Source organism: Lacinutrix sp. C3R15 (assembly GCF_018860825.1).
In the GTDB taxonomy this organism is placed as follows: Bacteria; Bacteroidota; Bacteroidia; order Flavobacteriales; family Flavobacteriaceae; genus Oceanihabitans.
The window spans coordinates 313,300-332,258 of record NZ_JAHKPZ010000015.1 but is presented as its reverse complement, the minus strand read 5'-3'; the positions used below and the strand labels follow the sequence as shown (position 1 = coordinate 332,258).

At 32.0% G+C, this 18,959-nt stretch carries 16 protein-coding genes; 11 read left to right on the top strand and 5 right to left on the bottom strand.

Annotation, left to right across the window (positions count from 1 at the left end; translation table 11 throughout):
* Window positions 1-26 precede the first annotated feature (26 nt).
* The 4 genes from KO494_RS06895 to trkA all read right to left on the bottom strand — a co-directional run bounded on the left by KO494_RS06895 (window position 27) and on the right by trkA (window position 3,691).
* Window positions 27-278, bottom strand: a complete 252-nt coding sequence (locus KO494_RS06895; protein WP_215966859.1) for a hypothetical protein — start codon at window positions 276-278, stop codon at window positions 27-29.
* Window positions 279-280: 2 nt separating this feature from the next.
* Complete coding sequence (locus tag KO494_RS06890) at window positions 281-541, bottom strand: hypothetical protein (protein WP_215966858.1); 261 nt, start codon at window positions 539-541, stop codon at window positions 281-283.
* Between the two features lie 297 nt (window positions 542-838).
* Window positions 839-2,341 carry a TrkH family potassium uptake protein gene (locus tag KO494_RS06885; protein ID WP_215966857.1) on the bottom strand — a complete coding sequence of 501 codons (1,503 nt, stop codon included), beginning with the start codon at window positions 2,339-2,341 and terminating at the stop codon, window positions 839-841.
* Window positions 2,342-3,691 carry a Trk system potassium transporter TrkA gene (trkA, locus tag KO494_RS06880; protein ID WP_215966856.1) on the bottom strand — a complete coding sequence of 450 codons (1,350 nt, stop codon included), beginning with the start codon at window positions 3,689-3,691 and terminating at the stop codon, window positions 2,342-2,344.
* A 223-nt stretch (window positions 3,692-3,914) separates the two neighbouring features.
* Between trkA and ubiE the strand changes: the two genes are divergently transcribed.
* Window positions 3,915-4,640: a bifunctional demethylmenaquinone methyltransferase/2-methoxy-6-polyprenyl-1,4-benzoquinol methylase UbiE gene (ubiE, locus tag KO494_RS06875; protein WP_215966855.1), complete on the top strand. Its 726-nt coding sequence runs from the start codon at window positions 3,915-3,917 to the stop codon at window positions 4,638-4,640.
* Window positions 4,641-4,643: 3 nt separating this feature from the next.
* The gene (locus KO494_RS06870) at window positions 4,644-5,357 is read left to right on the top strand and encodes a porin family protein (RefSeq protein ID WP_215966854.1); all 714 of its coding nucleotides are present in this window, start codon (window positions 4,644-4,646) and stop codon (window positions 5,355-5,357) included.
* 55 nt (window positions 5,358-5,412) lie between these two features.
* Here KO494_RS06870 and KO494_RS06865 read toward each other — a convergent pair whose 3' ends face one another.
* Entirely contained in the window at window positions 5,413-6,138 is a 726-nt protein-coding gene (locus tag KO494_RS06865) for an RNA methyltransferase (protein ID WP_215966853.1), read from the bottom strand.
* Window positions 6,139-6,241: 103 nt separating this feature from the next.
* Between KO494_RS06865 and KO494_RS06860 the strand changes: the two genes are divergently transcribed.
* The 9 genes from KO494_RS06860 to KO494_RS06820 all read left to right on the top strand — a co-directional run bounded on the left by KO494_RS06860 (window position 6,242) and on the right by KO494_RS06820 (window position 18,683).
* Complete coding sequence (locus KO494_RS06860) at window positions 6,242-8,767, top strand: BamA/TamA family outer membrane protein (RefSeq protein ID WP_215966852.1); 2,526 nt, start codon at window positions 6,242-6,244, stop codon at window positions 8,765-8,767.
* Window positions 8,768-8,890: 123 nt separating this feature from the next.
* Window positions 8,891-9,958 carry a class II fructose-bisphosphate aldolase gene (gene fbaA / locus KO494_RS06855; protein WP_215966851.1) on the top strand — a complete coding sequence of 356 codons (1,068 nt, stop codon included), beginning with the start codon at window positions 8,891-8,893 and terminating at the stop codon, window positions 9,956-9,958.
* Between the two features lie 294 nt (window positions 9,959-10,252).
* Window positions 10,253-11,110, top strand: a complete 858-nt coding sequence (gene accD, locus KO494_RS06850) for an acetyl-CoA carboxylase, carboxyltransferase subunit beta (protein ID WP_215966850.1) — start codon at window positions 10,253-10,255, stop codon at window positions 11,108-11,110.
* A gap of 150 nt (window positions 11,111-11,260) precedes the next feature.
* A complete protein-coding gene (rpsO, locus tag KO494_RS06845; RefSeq protein ID WP_215966849.1) occupies window positions 11,261-11,530 on the top strand; it encodes a 30S ribosomal protein S15 in 270 nt (89 codons plus the stop codon).
* Window positions 11,531-11,694: 164 nt separating this feature from the next.
* The gene (locus KO494_RS06840) at window positions 11,695-13,926 is read left to right on the top strand and encodes a polyribonucleotide nucleotidyltransferase (RefSeq protein ID WP_215966848.1); all 2,232 of its coding nucleotides are present in this window, start codon (window positions 11,695-11,697) and stop codon (window positions 13,924-13,926) included.
* Window positions 13,927-14,156: 230 nt separating this feature from the next.
* Complete coding sequence (locus KO494_RS06835; protein ID WP_215966847.1) at window positions 14,157-15,581, top strand: glycosyltransferase; 1,425 nt, start codon at window positions 14,157-14,159, stop codon at window positions 15,579-15,581.
* 300 nt (window positions 15,582-15,881) lie between these two features.
* A complete protein-coding gene (gene proC / locus KO494_RS06830) occupies window positions 15,882-16,688 on the top strand; it encodes a pyrroline-5-carboxylate reductase (protein ID WP_215966846.1) in 807 nt (268 codons plus the stop codon).
* Window positions 16,689-16,691: 3 nt separating this feature from the next.
* Window positions 16,692-17,468, top strand: a complete 777-nt coding sequence (gene proB, locus KO494_RS06825; RefSeq protein ID WP_215966845.1) for a glutamate 5-kinase — start codon at window positions 16,692-16,694, stop codon at window positions 17,466-17,468.
* A 9-nt stretch (window positions 17,469-17,477) separates the two neighbouring features.
* Entirely contained in the window at window positions 17,478-18,683 is a 1,206-nt protein-coding gene (locus KO494_RS06820) for a glutamate-5-semialdehyde dehydrogenase (RefSeq protein WP_215966844.1), read from the top strand.
* The last annotated feature ends 276 nt before the right edge of the window (window positions 18,684-18,959 follow it).

Here is an 18,959-nt window from a genome sequence, read left to right as displayed (position 1 = left end):
TGAATACTTAATTCATGGCTTTTTTTTTATAAAACTATTATTACAAATAATAGCAAAATAATTACTAAACTTATTAAATAACGAATCGTCTCTTCTTTATTTTGAATAGCCATTTGTAAACGTATTCTTTCTAACACTTCTGGTGTTGCATCAGGAAAAGTATATAAAGAGTCTACCTTTCCTTTTTTATTAAAAATTGAATTGAAAATTTTATTTTTTAAACCTCTAAGCTTTTCATTTTTCTTGAACCCAAACAACATAAAATCTATTAAAGCCATAGTTATATATACATAATTACTAGTGTTATTAGAATGCTAAAAACAAACCCAAAAACAAGCATTTGTTTTACTTGTAATTGTTTTTGTTCACTTTGTATGTTTTTTTTAATCTTCTTTAAATCTTGCTTAGTAGCAGTATTTGGAAATTGCAACTTCACACTAGAACAGCTTCCTTTAAAAGTTTTTCTATTACGCTTAGAGCGCATTTTTTCGTTATTTTTAAGAATAGTAATCATTGATTGTACAGAACCACCAAACCCCATAATTTTTAGATTTTAAAATTGAAATATTACATTTTAGACAATAGAAATCTATTACAAGAATTTAGATTCTTGATTTCCATATTACACACTATAAAAGATTATTTTGAGGTTAGCTCAAAAGATCATCAGTTAACAATCTACTATAAAGCTGCTTTATACAATATAAGTAGTAAATTGTACTAAAATGTTACATGTTAAAATAAAATTGAAGTAATTGACATGCAAAAAAACCGCAAAATAAAAGTTTATTAAAATGCAGCAAACAGCAAAAGATAAGGGAGTGTATATTTTAAAAGCTTACCTATTTCTCCAAAAGAAAGGTGTAAATAAAATAAGTACAGTAAACAGTTCTAGCCTTCCTATAAGCATTAAAAAACTACACCACCATTTTCCTAAACCAGGCAATGCAGCATAATTATTTACAGGACCAAAGTTACCCAATGCAGGACCAACATTACCAAGACTAGAAGCAGCTAAACCTATAGAAGATTCAAAATTTATTCCCATCATAGAAAACACTAAAGCTCCTACAATAAAAGACAACATATAAAGAATAAAAAAGGCTAGAATATTAAATACAATTTCACCTGAAATTGCTTTTTTATTATACCTAACAGGAACAATTGCATTTGGGTGTAAAGTACGTTTAAACTCTAAAAAACCATTTTTTATCAATACCAAATGGCGTACTACTTTTACACCTCCCGAAGTACTTCCTGCAGAACCACCAAGAAACATAATACCAAAAAAGAAAACCACCAAAAAGGGAGTCCATAAGGTATAATCTGCTGTTACAAAACCTGTTGTTGTAATAACCGACAACACTTGAAATAAAGCATGACGAAAAGCACTTTCGCCTTCTCCCCAAACCATAGGATGCGCAATAGTAGATTCTGTAAGATCTGCTCTAAAATAAATTATCAATGCTACTATAGCTGTAAAAATGGCAATAAACTTAAAATAGAGTTTAAATTCTTCATCGTGTATAACTTTTTGCACTTTGCCTTTAAAAGCAAAGTAACTTAATACAAAATTGGTTCCTGCTAAAAACATAAACACAATAATAATATATTGTATTATAGGTTTATTATTCCAATACGCTACACTTGCGTTTTTAGTAGAAAAACCTCCTGTAGATAAAGTACATAACGAATGATTAATAGCATCAAAAAAAGACATTCCTGCTACCTGCAATAAGATAGTTTCTGCAATAGTATAACCAAAATAAATTAACCATAAACGCTTTGCAGTATCTGTAATTCTAGGATGCAGTTTATCTGTACTTGGCCCTGGAGCTTCTGCTGCAAAAAGCTGCATCCCTCCAATTCCTAACAAAGGCAAAATAGCTATTGCTAATACAATAATACCCATACCACCAATCCAATGCGTTAGACTTCGCCAAAACAATACACCTTCTGGTACAGCTTCAATATCATTTAAAATAGAAGCTCCTGTAGTTGTAAAACCAGACATGGTTTCAAAAAAAGCATCTGTAAATTGCGGAATACTTTCTGTAAAAACATAAGGTAAAGTTCCTGAAAGTGACATGACAATCCATCCAAAAGTTACAACAATATAACCTTCACGTTTGTTCATTTCTTTACTGTGCTTTCTAGTAGCAACCATTGCTATAACACCAATAAATAGAGTTACAATACCAGAAAGAAACAATTTAAAAGTAACGCCATCTTGATAAATATAACTTATTAGTGAAGATAGAAGCATGAAGCCTCCATTAAACAATAGTAGCAATCCCAAAAAATGGAAAATAATTTTGTAGTTAAGCTTTATTGCTCTCATTTACAAGAATATTTTTTCAACACGTTTAATAGATCTTGGTAAACAACATACAACAACATTATCTCCTTTTTGAATTTTAAAGTTCCCTAATGCTATATAGCCTTTACCATCTCTAATAACACCTCCAATTATAGCAGATCTTGGAAAATCTACGTCTTTAATATACTTTTTATTAATCTTTGAAGTTTCTTTAACCTTAAACTCTAACAACTCTGCATTCATGTTGTTTAGTTTAGTCATTGCTACAACTTCTCCTTTACGTATATATCTAAAAATATTATTTGCAGCAAGTAGTTTTTTATTAATAAGAGTATCAATACCTATAGATTGTGACAACTCAAAGTAATCCATGTTTTCTACAAGAGCAATAGTTTTTTTCACTCCTTTAGATTTTGCTACCAGGCAAGACATGATATTGGTTTCAGAGTTTCCTGTTACAGAAATAAAGGCATCCATGTCTGCTATATTTTCTTCGTCAAGCAAATCTACATTTCTACCATCGCCATTAATAACTAAAACTTTCTCTAGTTCATCGGCAAGTTCAAAAGCGATGTCTTTATCTTTTTCAATAAGTTTTACATTAAAGTTTTTACTACACAAACCTCTTGAGGTTTTGTAACCAATTTTACTACCACCAAGTACCATGACATTTTTAATTTCGGCATTACTTTTACCTGTCATTTTACAAAGCTCTTCTCCTCCTCCTTCACTAGTAATAAACACTACATTATCTCCTTCTTTAAACTCTGTATCTCCTCTTGGTATAATAGTAAACTGCGTACCAAAACGCTGTATTGCAATTGGCACAAAATGAATTTCATTAAATAACTCGGCTGCTTCCTTTACTGTTTTACCAACAAACGAAGCTGTTCTAGACAAGCTTAAACCAACCATAGTTAATGCACCTTCTTCAAACTCATAACTATCGCTAAATGCAGACTGATTAAGCAAAAGCTTTATCTCTGCTGCTGCTAAAGATTCTGGCGAAATTAATTCGTCTATACCTAATTCTGTAAACCCAACTTCTTCTTTATTTTGTATAAACTCGGTATTAGATATTCTAGCAATAGTACGTTTGGCACCAAGCTGTTTGGCTAATACACAAGCTGTAATATTTGTAGTTTCAGAAGCGGTTACAGCAATAAACAAATCTATTTGATTTACATTAGCTTCCTTTAATATAGAAATAGAAGTAGCATCTCCTTTAATAACCTTTATGTCTAAATGATTATCTGCATAAGACAGACTTTCTTTATTGATATCGATTAAAGTTATTTCCTGCGACTCATAAGACAATAATTTTGCTAAATGAAATCCTACTTCACCAGCTCCAGCAATAATTATTTTCATCTGTTAATATGCGTTATTTTAAATAGGTAAGATGTTATATGCATTCTTTAAATATACAAAACATTACACAACTTGTAATTTAGACTTTATTAGTTTATAGTATAAAACGTATGCAAATATACAGCAAATTATTTTAGAACATAAATTAACTGCAAGTGTTTGATTTGGCTACTCTAGAACTATTTAAAGAAAAAAAATATGTAAGTTTGCAAAAAAAATAAATTTGTCAAAAATAAAACCATACAAGGATAGCGATTTAGGTAAGAAAGAGCAAGTTACCAAAATGTTTGATACTATTTCAAAAGATTACGATGGCTTAAATAGAGTTATTTCTTTTGGAATTGATGTTTCATGGCGAAAAAAAGTAGTTACAATGGTTAATGAAGCAAAACCAAAAACCATTTTAGATATTGCTACAGGTACAGGAGATCTTGCCATTAATCTAGCTAAAACCAATGCCGATAAAATTGTAGGCTTAGACATAAGTAGTGGTATGCTTGAAATTGGTAAAACCAAAATAAAAAAACGTGGATTAGAAAACACGATTGAAATGGTTTTAGGAGATAGCGAAAACATGCCTTTTGAAGACAATTCTTTTGATGCTATAACCGTTGCTTTTGGTGTAAGAAATTTTGAAACCCTTGAAAAAGGATTAAAAGAAATCTATAGAGTTTTAAAACCTCAAGGTACTTTTGTAATACTAGAAACTTCTATGCCTACAAAAACACCTTTTAAACAAGGCTATAATTTCTACACAAAAAACATTCTGCCTTTAATAGGTAAAATCTTTTCTAAAGATAGAAGTGCTTATAAATATTTATGCGAATCTGCTTCTGTTTTTCCTTTTGGCGAAGCTTTAAACAATATTTTAAGAGAAACGGGGTTTATTAATGTTAAAGATTTCCCGCAAACATTTGGTGTGGCAACAATATATAAATCATCAAAATAATTTATGAAAAATATACTTACTATAGTAATCACTCTTTTTGTTTTTCAAACCTCTTCTGCTCAGTTATTTAGCAAAGAACGTATAAAAAACAATGAAAACGTAGATAAAGCACGTTTAAGCTATGGTTACTTTCTTGGGTTTAATAGCTATAATTTTAATTTTGATTATTACGAAAATAAAAAAGATATTCAAGTAGAAACAAGTACAGGTTTTAACGTTGGTCTTGTTGGTAATTTAAGAGTTAATGATTATATAGATGTAAGATTAGAACCAGGTTTATTTATAACTTCTAGAAATTTAATTTATGACGAAAGTTATTTTGAAGGAATAGCGTTTACAGATGCAGATTTAATAAGAGAAGTTAAATCTACATACATACACATACCATTACTTTTAAAATTTTCTACAAAACGTATTAACAACTTTAAACCATTTATTGTTGGTGGTATTTCTACCGCTTTAAACCTTTCAAGTAACCAAGACAATCCTGATGACAATAGTGCTGGAGAGTTTAGAATGAAAAAAAACAACATGTATTATGAAGTTGGTTTTGGTATTGATTTCTATTTATTCTTCTTTAAATTCACTCCTTCTGTTCGTGGTATTTTTGCTTTAAATGAAGAAATTGTGCCTGATGAAGACCCAAACAGCCCATGGACAGGAAACATTTCAAGCATGAAAACCAGAGGATTATTTATAAACTTAACTTTTCAATAAAACAAGCCACTTTTTAGTAAGCTAAAACCAAACTTAAAAGTGTTCAAAAAAATTTCTAAACACTTTCTCTTTTAAACTCACTTAATAAAATAGCGGTTGCAGTTGCAACGTTTAAACTTTCTGTTGCTTGTAATTGCCCAAATCTAGGAATACTTATTCTTTTACTTGCTAATGCTTCAATAGATGCAGAAATGCCATTAGCTTCGTTTCCTAAAACTAAAACACCTTTATTTGGTAACTGGCTTTTATATACATTTTCGCCATCCATAAAAGTACCAAAAACTGCTGTTGTAGTTTCTTTTAAAAAGTTTTCTAGATGCAAATAACTAATATTAACTCTAGTTATAGACCCCATAGTGGCTTGTATTACTTTTGGATTATAACAATCTACAGTAGCATTGCTGCAAACCAAATCTCTAATACCAAACCAATCGCATAACCTAATTATAGTTCCTAAATTACCAGGATCTCTAACATCATCTAAAGCAACAATAAGTGAATTGGTATTTACCTCTTGAGTTTTTGGTATTTTAAATACAGCTAGAGCCTTGTTAGGTGTAGTTAAAAAACTAATTTTCTTTAACTCTTTTTCTGTTATAATCGTTTCTGCTTCGCCAGTAATGTGAAAAGACTCTATTGTAAATACATGATACAACTCTAAAGAAGAGTTTAATAATTCTTTAATTGTTTTTAATCCCTCTGCAACAAACAAACCTTCCTGCTGTCTATACTTTTTTTGCTTTAAACTAGTTATTAATTTTATTTGGCTTTTGGTTAACATGTAAATAATGTATTTTTGAAACTATAAAAAAGATTTTATTGGCTAAAGATGAAACCTTAAATTCATTAAAACAAAATTAGTATTAATTTATCACATAACATTCTTGAATCCACAACCCTTTAATACCAATTTAATAATACTTGTATTACTTACTGTGTTTTTCACTTCGTGTGATTCAGTTAAAAGAGTTGCAGATAATAAACACCTATTGGTTAATAACAGTATAGTTGTAAATAACAAAAAAGTAAACTCAGAACGCATAAACAACCTGCTATTTCAAAGTCCAAACCGAAAACTTTTAGGAATACCTTTACGCCTTCACATATACAATACAGCAAGACCTAATATAGATTCTATTGTAAACGAACAAATCAATAGAAATCCTAAACGAAAAAAACGTTTAGAAAATTTTCTTTCAAAAAAACAACTAGACAAATACTTAGAATCTAAAGTAAACTTTAATGCTTGGCTAAAAAAAACAGGAGAAGCTCCGGTAATTATTGACGAATCTAAAACCAATAAATCCATTAATCTTTTAGAAGCCTACTATATTAATAACGGCTGGTTTAATGCCAAAGCAACCGCTTCAACAGATACTTTATCCAACAAAAAAGCGGCTGTAAAATACACGGTAAATACAGGAAAACTTTATAAAGTAGACTCCCTAATAACCTCTATAGAAACACCTATTTTAGACTCTCTATATCAAGCAGAAAAAAACAAATCCCTCATTAAAAAAGAACAGTATAAGTCTGTTAATTTTGAGCTAGAAAGACAACGTATTACAGATCTATTTTTAAATTCTGGTATCTATCATTTTAGCCAAGATTATGTGTTTTTTGAAATGGACTCTATTAATAACGACCAAAAAGTAATTGTAGATTTACAAATTAAAAACAGAGTATTAAGAAAACAAGACTCTAACTACACTAGTCCTTTTAAAAAATACACCGTTAAAGATGTTAATATATATACCAACAGCTCTTATGAAAACAGAAACAAAACAATAAGTGACACTTTAACCTACAACAATTACAATTTATTTAGTATCGGTAAAATGCGATATAACCCTAAAGCATTAACAGACGCCGTTTTTATTACTCCTCACAGTATTTTTAAAGACATAAACAGAACACGCACTTACAGACATATAAGTAATTTAAAAACCTTTAAATATCCAGATATTGAATATATAGAAAATAGAGATACTACTCTTACTGCAAACATTTACTTAACCCCTTTAAAGAAATTTAACCTTGGTTTTAGTGCAGAAGTTTCGCAAAGCAATATACAAACCATTGGTTTTGCCTTAAACCCTAGTATATTTATGCGTAATGTATTTAAAGGTGCAGAAACCTTAGAACTTTCTGCTATAGGTTCTATTGGTGCTTCAAAAGATGCAGCAAATGATAGCGACCAATTTTTTGACATCAATGAAATTGGTGCAAACCTAAGACTTACTATTCCTAGATTATTTTCTCCGTTTAATACCGAAAAAATAATACCTAAATACATGTTTCCTAGTACCATTATATCCTTAGCAATGACAAGCCAAACTAATATAGGTTTAGACAAACAAACGGTTACAGGTGCTTTTAATTACAAGTGGTACCCAAACAACATGGTAACTAACAGATTAGATGTTTTTAACGCACAATACGTAAGAAACTTAAATACAGACAATTATTTTAACGTATACCAAACCTCTTATGATAATTTAAATGATATTGCCCAAGATCTTGAGTACACCACAGATAGCGCTGATTTATCCATTCCAGATGAAGCAGATTTATTTATTACAGACGTACTAAACGAAAACACTTCCTTAACTTCTAGTGATGATGATTACCAAACCATTTCTGCTATTAGTGAACGTAAAGACAGGTTAACAGAAAACAACCTTATCTTCTCTTCTAATTACTATTACACAAAAGACAAACGTGAAAATTTATTTGATGAAACCTTTTCTATTTTTAGATTTAAATTAGAATTAGCAGGAAACATATTCTCTACAGCATCTAAAGTATTTGGTCTAGAAAAAAACAGCAACGATCAATACGAATTTTTTAATGTCGCATTCTCGCAATATGTAAAAACAGAATTTGATTATATACGTCATTGGGATTTAGGCAATAAAAATGTACTTGCTGCACGAGGGTTTTTAGGTATAGCCATACCTTATGGCAACTCTACAAACATCCCTTTCTCTAAAAGTTTCTTTGCTGGAGGAACCAATGACAATCGCGCATGGACTGCTTATAGCTTAGGCCCAGGAAGCTCAGAATCTAACAATGAGTTTAATGAAGCTAATCTAAAACTAGCATTTAGTATTGAAAACAGATTTAATGTATTTGGCAATGTTAACGCTGCTCTATTTATAGACGTTGGTAACATCTGGAATGTACTTGATGATGTAGAAAACGACGAAGCTACTTTTTCAAGTTTTTCCTCGTTAAAAGACATAGCCATTGGCTCTGGTTTTGGTATTAGGTATGATTTTGGTTTTGCAGTAGCAAGGCTAGATATAGGCTTTAAAACCTACAACCCTGCCCTAGATAACAACCGTTGGTTTTACAACTACAACTTTAATAAAGCCGTATACAATATAGGTATAAACTACCCTTTTTAGAAGCATTCATACGAAAACGTTATAGCATATTTTCTGGTTAAGATTACGTTTATTCTACTATAATTATTTAAAAATTACGTACTTTTGGTTAAACAAACTTATAACTAAAAACCAAAAAATAATATGGCACATAATATAAAACCAGGAGTAGCAACAGGTCGTGAAGTACAAGAAATCTTTAAACTTGCTAAAGAAAAAGGCTTTGCACTGCCTGCAGTAAACGTTATTGGCTCTAATACTATCAATGGTGTTTTAGAAACTGCAGCTGCTTTAAACGCACCAGTTATTATTCAATTCTCTAATGGTGGCGCACAATTTAACGCTGGAAAAGGCCTTAGCAATGAAAACCAAAAAGCAGCTGTTGCAGGAAGTGTAGCAGGCGCTAAACATATACACTTAATGGCAGAAGCCTATGGTGTTCCTGTAATTTTACATACAGACCACTGCGCTAAAAAATTATTACCATGGATTGACGGTTTATTAGATGCAAGTGAGCAACACTTTAAAGAAACAGGTAAGCCATTATACAGCTCACACATGATTGATTTAAGCGAAGAACCTCTTGAAGAAAACATAGAAATATGTAAAGAATACCTAGCAAGAATGAGCAAAATGGGCATGACTCTAGAAATAGAATTAGGTATCACAGGAGGAGAAGAAGATGGTGTAGACAATAGTGATGTAGACGAGTCTAAACTATACACACAACCAGAAGAAGTAGCCTACGCATACGAAGAATTAAGTAAAGTAAGCGACCAATTTACTATTGCAGCAGCATTTGGTAACGTACATGGTGTATACAAACCAGGAAACGTAAAACTAACTCCAAAAATTCTTAAAAACTCACAAGAATTCCTTTCTAAAAAACACAATTTACCACACAACCATATTGACTTTGTATTTCATGGTGGATCAGGATCTACACTAGAAGAAATTAGAGAAGCAATAGGTTACGGTGTAATTAAAATGAATATTGACACAGATATGCAATACGCATTCATGTCAGGAGTAAGAGACTATATGGCTGAAAAAACCGAATACTTACAATCACAAATAGGTAGTCCAGACGGTCCAGAATCTCCAAACAAAAAACATTACGACCCTCGCGTTTGGTTACGTAAAGGAGAACAAACATTTGTAGAACGTCTTAAAAAAGCATTCGAAGATTTAAATAATGTAAATACACTTTAAAATTATTTTGGCGTTACCCAAGGGTCGGGCTCTCGCAAGTCGCAATCCAAGATGTGCTCCAACAATTGCTCCATCCCTAACGCAAACCGAGATAATTACATAAAATAAAATTCCGTTTAAACTAAACAGAACCAGCACTTAAACGGAATTTTTTATACAGAAAAAACGCTAGAAAACAAGATAGCCTCTTCTATTTTTCAGTTGTATTAATAAAATCAGTAATTTTGTACACTTATCTTATTTTAAATAAGAACGAACTAAATTAATTTTAGAAAACTAAAATCGTAAATCTATATGGCTTGGTTTAAAAGAAAAGAAAAAGGTATCACTACCTCAACACAAGAAAAAAAAGACACTCCAAAAGGCCTTTGGTACAAATCACCAACAGGTAAAATAGTAGACGCAAAAGAACTAGAAAAAAACTTTTACGTAAGTCCAGAAGACGGTTACCACGTAAGAATTGGTAGTAATGAATATTTTGAAATACTTTTTGACGACAATAAATACAAAGAATTAGATGCTAAACTAGAATCTAAAGACCCTTTAAAGTTTGAAGACACCAAAAAATATCCAGAACGTTTAAAAGCAGCCCAAGAAAAAACAAAACTAAAAGACGCAGTACGTACTGCAGTTGGTAAATCAAAAGGTAATGATTTAGTAATTGCCTGTATGGACTTTAGTTTTATTGGAGGTTCTATGGGAAGCGTAGTAGGAGAAAAAATAGCTCGTGCAGCAGACTACTCCTTAAAAAAGAAAATACCATTCATGATTATCTCTAAATCTGGAGGAGCGCGTATGATGGAAGCAGCATTATCCTTAATGCAATTAGCAAAAACTTCTGTAAAACTAGCACAACTAGCAGACGCAGGAATACCATACATCTCTTTATGCACAGACCCAACAACAGGAGGAACAACAGCATCCTTTGCCATGCTAGGAGACATTAACATTAGTGAACCTGGAGCTTTAATTGGCTTTGCAGGACCAAGAATTGTTAGAGATACTACCGGAAAAGAATTACCAGAAGGCTTTCAAACCTCTGAGTTTTTATTAGAACATGGTTTCTTAGACTTTATTACGCACAGAAACGAATTAAAAAACAGAGTAAACCAATATATTGACCTGGTACTCAACCAACCTTTAAGAGCCTAAAAAGCAACAACATAAACAAAAAGACCTTTTCTTTTTAAATTGAAAAGGTCTTTTTTTGTTTTTATATATTTATGTAAATAAAAATACTTATATTTGCCGCTCGAAAGAAGAGCTTTCGTGTACATAAAAATCATTTACAATAATATTAGCATGTATTTAGATCAAAAAGGAAAAGAGGAAATCTTTACAAAACATGGTGGTAACGCCAAAAACACAGGTTCTGCAGAAGGACAAATTGCATTATTCACTGCAAGAATTAATCACTTAACAGAACACTTAAAACAAAATCGTAAAGATTATAATACAGAGCGTTCATTAGTAAAGTTAGTAGGTAAGCGTCGTGCATTACTAGACTACTTAACAAAGAAAGATATCTTAAGATATCGTGCAATTATTAAAGAATTAGGATTAAGAAAATAATCTCAATAAAAAGACCACGCTTTTCAGCGTGGTTTTTTGTTTTAAACTAACTCTATTTGAAAGAGTATAAATTTCAAAATTGAAGAAGCTAATTACAGTTTTTCATTGGTCACACAACAACTACACAACACAACTACCAATGTTTAATTAGAATTAAAAAATTTATGATTCCAAAAGTTTTTAAAGAGGTCATAGACCTAGGAGATGGTAGAGAAATCTCTATCGAAACCGGAAAATTAGCAAAACAAGCGCATGGTAGCGTTGTTGTGCAATCTGGAAAATGTATGTTATTATGTACAGTGGTTTCCAACTACAAACAATCAGACGTTGACTTTTTACCACTAACGGTAGATTACAGAGAAAAGTTTGCTGCTGCAGGTCGTTATCCTGGAGGTTTCTTTAAAAGAGAAGCAAGACCAAGTGATGGTGAAGTATTAACAATGCGTTTAGTAGACCGTGTTTTACGTCCATTATTCCCAAAAGATTATCACTCAGAAACACAAGTGATGATTCAATTAATGTCTCATGATGATGATGTTATGCCAGATGCTATGGCAGGTTTAGCCGCTTCTGCTGCTATTCAATTATCCGATTTTCCTTTTGAATGTCCTATCTCTGAAGCTCGAGTTGGTCGTGTAAACGGTGAATTCATAATCAACCCAACAAGAGCACAATTAGCAGAATCTGATATCGATATGATGATTGGTGCTTCTGCCGATTCTGTAATGATGGTAGAAGGTGAAATGGACGAGATTTCTGAAGAAGAAATGACTGAAGCTATTAAGTTTGCACACGAAGCTATTAAAGTACAATGTGCTGCTCAAGTAAAATTAGCCGAAGCATTTGGTAAAAAAGAAGTTCGTGAATACGAACCAGAAAGAACAGACGAAGACTTAGCTAAAAAAATTCACGACATGGCATACGATAAAGTGTATGCTGTTGCTAAAGCAGGTTCTTCTAAACATGAAAGAGGTGCTGCTTTTGCAGAAATAAAAGAAGAAATTAAAGCTTCTTTTTCTGAAGAAGAACAAGAAGATTTTGGTAGCTTAATTTCAAAATATTACTCTAAAGCAGAAAAAGCTGCTGTTAGAGATTTAACATTAAACGAAGGTTTACGTTTAGATGGTCGTAAAACTACAGACATTAGACCAATTTGGTGTGAGGTAGATTATTTACCATCTACACATGGTTCTTCTATTTTTACTCGTGGAGAAACACAAGCTTTAGCTACAGTTACTTTAGGTACAAGTAGAGAAGCTAACCAAATAGATATGCCATCTTATGAAGGTGAAGAGCGTTTCTATTTACACTATAACTTCCCTCCTTTTTCAACGGGAGAAGCTAGACCTATTCGTGGAACATCTCGTCGTGAGGTAGGACATGGTAACTTAGCACAACGCGCTTTAAAAGGTATGGTTCCTGAGGATTGTCCTTACACGGTACGTGTGGTTTCAGAAATTTTAGAATCTAACGGTTCTTCTTCTATGGCAACTGTATGTGCTGGTACTATGGCAATGATGGATGCTGGTGTACAATTAAAGAAACCTGTTTCTGGTATTGCAATGGGATTAATTTCTGATGCTGATTCTGGAAAATACGCGGTATTATCTGATATTTTAGGTGATGAAGATCACTTAGGAGATATGGATTTTAAAGTAACTGGTACTGCAGACGGTATTACAGCTTGTCAAATGGATATTAAAGTAAAAGGATTATCTTACGAAATTCTTGTAAACGCTTTAAAACAAGCTCGTGAAGGTCGTTTACACATCTTAGGTAAAATCACAGACACTATTGATACGCCTAACGAAGAAGTTAAAGACCATGCTCCAACGATGGTTTCAAGACGTATTCCTAACGAATTTATTGGTGCTTTAATTGGTCCTGGTGGAAAAGTAATTCAGGAAATGCAAAAAGAAACAGAAACTACTATTGTTATTAACGAAGATCCAGTGACCGAAGAAGGTATTGTTGAAATCTTAGGTGTTGGTAAAAAAGGTATTGATGCTGTAATGGCTAAAATTGATTCTTTATTATTTAAGCCTCAAGTTGGTAGCATTTATGAAGTTAAAGTAATTAAAATGCTTGACTTTGGTGCTGTTGTTGAATATACAGAAGCTCCTGGTAACGAAGTATTATTACACGTATCTGAATTAGCTTGGGAACGTACAGAAAATGTATCTGATGTTGTAAACATGGGTGATGTTTTTGACGTAAAATACTTTGGTATAGATTCTAGAACTAGAAAAGAAAAAGTTTCTAGAAAAGCTATCTTACCAAAACCAGAAGGTTATGTTGCAAGACCACCAAGAGATGATAAACGTTCTGGTGGACGTGATAATAAAGGTAGAGATAATCGCGGACGTGACGACAGAAAACCTAGAGGAGATAAATAAGAAAATTATTTTCTTTAATTATAAAAACAAACCCAAGTAGATGTATTTCTATTTGGGTTTGTTATTTTCTACAACTTATTTTTTATAAAAAAACAAAATTACAAATACTGCATTTTCAACCACTTAATATTTTAAAAACATAATATTTTCTTAAAAAAGAAAACACAAACATCTAAACAAACAATTAACACGTAAATCCTATTGTAAGTAAAAACTTAACAACAAGATTTATGCAAACAAAACTACACGAAGCCACTAAATTAAAATCTAAAACTAAAAAATCCAACAAGCTTTTAAGTTCTATATTACATACTAACGGAAAAACACAAAACCCACAAAACAGAATTGTACTATTAAGCACCTTCTTCTTTATTTTAATAGGTGTTTATTTTTTCTCTATTTTTCACAATGACTTTGAAAAATTCAATGCATTCTTAAAAGAGTCTACATTAGGCTTCACCTTTATAGCTATTGCTACTACTTTATTTGCATACAAGGTCTTATTTTTTATTTACACAGCATATAACTATATAAAATACAAACCTGTTGCATCTGTAACAGACAATAAATTACCAACATGTACCGTAATTGTTCCTGCATATAATGAAGGAAAACAAGTATGGCATACATTAATGAGCTTAGCAAAAAGTAATTATCCAGAACATAAATTACAACTTTTAGCCATAGATGATGGCAGTTTAGATGATACCTGGAAATGGATGCTAGACGCTAAAGAAAAACTGGGCAACAGATTAGAAATACTTAAACAACCAAAAAACAAAGGCAAGCGTCATGCTTTATACAGAGGTTTTAATATTGGCACAGGAGAGATCTTTATTACAGTAGACAGTGACTCTATAGTTACAGAAGACACACTTAGAAATTTAGTTAGCCCATTTGTAAACAACCCACAATGTGGTGCTGTTGCAGGAAACATTAGAGTTTTAAATAATAAAAAAGAAATGCTTCCTAAAATGCTAGATGTAAGTTTTGTAATGAGTTTTGAATTTGTACGCTCTGCAGAAAGCAATTTAAACTCTGTACTATGCACACCTGGAGCACTAGCAGCTTACAGAAGTACTGCAGTTGCTAAATGTTTACCACAATGGATAAACCAAACCTTTATGGGAACTCCTTCAGATATTGGTGAAGATCGAGCCATGACCAATATGATTTTAAAACAAGGAGAACATGTGCTGTTTCAAAAAAATGCAGTTGCCTATACCAATGTACCTGAAGAGTATTTAGGCTTATACAAAATGTTTATACGTTGGGGACGTAGTAATGTGCGTGAAAATCTAGAAATGGCAAAATATGTTTTCACCAACTTTAGATCTGGTAAAAAAATAGGAACTCGCCTATTATTTATTAGCCACTCTGCTCGATTAATTATGAGCTATCCCTTTTTATTTTTTATGTTATTCTTTGTATTAACACATCCCTTACTTTTCTTAGGTTCTACTTTAGTTAGCATATTAATACTTTCTACTTTTTCATTAGCATTCTTTACAAATCGCTATAAATCAACACAAGGTTTTTGGGCATACCCTTACAGTATTTTATATACTTTTGGTCTATTCTGGATTACACCTTATGCAATTGCAACAGCTAGTAGAAGTGGTTGGTTAACTCGTGGTTTGCCTGAAAAAAAATAAACTCCTTTCCTTTTTAAGAATTTAAGACTTCAATATTTAACTACTACAATTGTGTATAGTATGTAATTTTGAAGTCTTTTTTTATGCAAATCCCCCAAATTGTCACCGACAGCATGTCAGCTCTCTAATTATGTGCTTTTTTTAAATTTTCACTTTCACAAACAAATAGCTATATACCTATTATATCTCAATATTTTACGCATTTTTATTTAGAATCTCGCAATTCTTTAAATCCATACTTCGTTTTGGCACTTATGTATAGTCCTTGTGGTAATTAAGACCAAACAATATATATAAAACATGAAAGTATTAGTAATTGGAGCTGGAAATATGGGTTTAACGTATTCTGAAGGAATGGCAAAATCGCCATTATTAGGAAGCCAAAACTTAATGATATTTGATACAGATCCTGAAAAGATTACAACATTAAGCAAACAACCACAATTTACTGTTTTTGATAACTTAGAAAATTGTTTACCAAAGGCAGACATCATTTTTATAGCTGTAAAACCATACCACAGCGAAGCACTATTTAAAAACATGAAACCGTTTATTAACGAGCAACAATTATTTGTATCGTTAATGGCTGGTGTTACTATTCAAACTATTGCACAACAACTTGGAGCAAAAAAAATAGTAAGAGCAATGCCTAATTTACCTGCAAAGGTTGGTAAAGGGGTTACCTCTTACACAGATTCTGAAGCGGTTTCTAAAGTAGAACTTATTATGGTTAGAAACCTATTAAGTACTACAGGAACTTCTATATATGTAAAAACCGAAAAATTCATTGATGCTTCTACAGGAATTTCTGGAAGCGGACCAGCATACGTGTTTTACTTTATGCAATCTATGATGGATGCTGCTCTAAAAATGGGCTTTTCAGACTACGACTCTAAAGTATTAGTAAGTAATACTTTTGAAGGTGCTATTGAACTGTTTAACCAATCGGATATTTCACCAGAATCATGGATAAACCGAGTAGCCTCTAAAGGAGGAACTACACAGGCAGCAATAGACTCCATGGATGATAATAATGTAAAACAGCTTATTCAAGACGCCGCTTATGCCGCATTTGATAGAGCTGTAGAATTAGGAGAAGAAAAATAATTTATGGATAACGATATAAAACGAATAGTAGTAAAAGTAGGTACCAATGTACTTACCAATAAAGATAATAGAATTTTAGGACCTGTTCTTAGAGAGTTAGTTAGGCAAATTGCAGAATTATACGAACGTGACATTCAGGTAATCTTAGTATCCTCTGGTGCTGCAATTGCAGGAAAAGAAGTACTTGGAGAAACAGATATAAAAGACATAGCTGTTCGTAGACAAGTATACTCTTCTGTAGGGCAACCACGTATGATGCGTCATTATTATAGTATTTTTTACGATTATGGTATGCGCTGCGGACAAGTATTGGCTACAAAAAGAGATTTTGACGAAGGAAAACATCGTGAAAACATGATTAATTGCTATGAAGGTTTACTCGCTGAAGGAGTAGTACCTATTGCCAATGAAGATGATGCAGTATCTCTTACCATGTCTATGTTTTCAGATAACGATGAGCTAGCTAGTTTGGTTGCTAAATTATTAGATGCCGACCGATTAATCATTTTATCAGATACAGACGGTCTGTATACTGGACACCCAGATGATGAAAATTCTAAAAAGCTTACAGAAGTAACCGTAGACCAAAATGTAGAACAATACGTGCAAGCTAATAACAAAAAAGAAGGCGAAGGACGTGGAGGTATGGCTTCAAAGCTTAAAATTGCCAAAGGCACAGCAAAAAGAGATATTCCTACTTACATTGCCAATGGTAAACGTAAAAATGTTATTGTTGATATTATTGACAATAAAAAAGTGGGAACAAAATTTATTCACTAAAAAATTATTATGAAATTATTAAATACCGAAATTAAAAATAAAGTACTGCAATCGATGATGAAAATTATTAAAAGAGAACGCAGTAACATTATAACAGCAAACAAAAAAGATTTAGATGCTTTTAGTAAAGACGACAAAGCATTATACGACAGGCTTATTGTTGATGAAGCTAAAGTTAATGGCATGATTAACGCTATTGAAGAGGTTAAAAATCAAGAAGACCCTGTGCAACAGGTTATTTCAAGTATCACACTAGATAGTGGTTTAAAAATTGAAAACAAAAGCGCTCCTTTTGGTACCATCATGATTATTTATGAATCTAGACCAGATGTAACTATTGAAGCTGCTGTTTTAGCCTTTAAAGCCAATAATAAAATATTACTAAAAGGTGGTAAAGAAGCCATAAACAGTAATCTTATTCTTGAAAAATGCTGGCACGAAGCATTAGAAGAAAACGGCCTTTCTAAAGATTGGATAAAACTATTACATTTACAACGTGAAGAAACACAAGAATTCTTAAAAAACCCACCAGAGAAAATAGATTTAATAGTACCTAGAGGAGGTGAGCGTTTAATAAAATTTGTTAAAGATCACGCTTCTTGTGCTGTATTAATAAGCGGACGAGGAAATAACTTTTTATACGTTGCTCCTGATGCCGATTGGTTAAAAACCATAAAGGTTATTGTTAACGCAAAAACCGATAAAATTTCTGGATGTAATGCTTTAGATAAAGTATTAATAGACAAAGCTATTCCTGATTACGAAAAGAAAGTTAAAGAACTGCAGACTATTTTAAAAAAACTACATGTTGATTTAGTGGTAGATGAAAAAATAAGCAACATTCTTCCTGATGAAAATAAAATGGAAACTGAAGATATTTGGTATGAAGAGTTTTTAGCAATGAAACTATTAATTGCCGAAGTTGCTAATGAAGATATTGCTATAAATATGATTAATACATACTCTGGAGGTCATTCGGCAGCTATTTTAACGGAAGACACCAAGCAAGCAGAAAAATTTATGCAACAGGTAGATAGTGCTGCTGTATACCACAATGCCTCTACCAGATTTACAGATGGTGGACAAATGGGAGTTGGTGCAGAATTAGCCATAAGTACCGATAAATTACACCATCGTGGACCATTAGGTTTAAAACAATTGGTGACAAACAAATATTATGTATTTGGCGATGGCCATATTAGAACCAATATCTAATTTAAAAAAAATGTTATTAGTTAGGCTTTAGCTATTAAAACGCCTGTGTTTACATTTTGAGTAAGCCAACCGAGTAAGCGCGTTAAGGATGGAACGACATGTTTGAGCTCCTCAAAGAGAGCGAGTAGTGAGAGCCTGACTTTTTGCTACTTATAAGGTTTTGTACACTACTTTATTCTAATGCTATAACTTAGCAGATACATGCAAAAAGTAACGCAAAAAAAATAAAGTAAAGTTTTTTGTAACATTTTCTTCTCTTTCTACGTATAACTATAT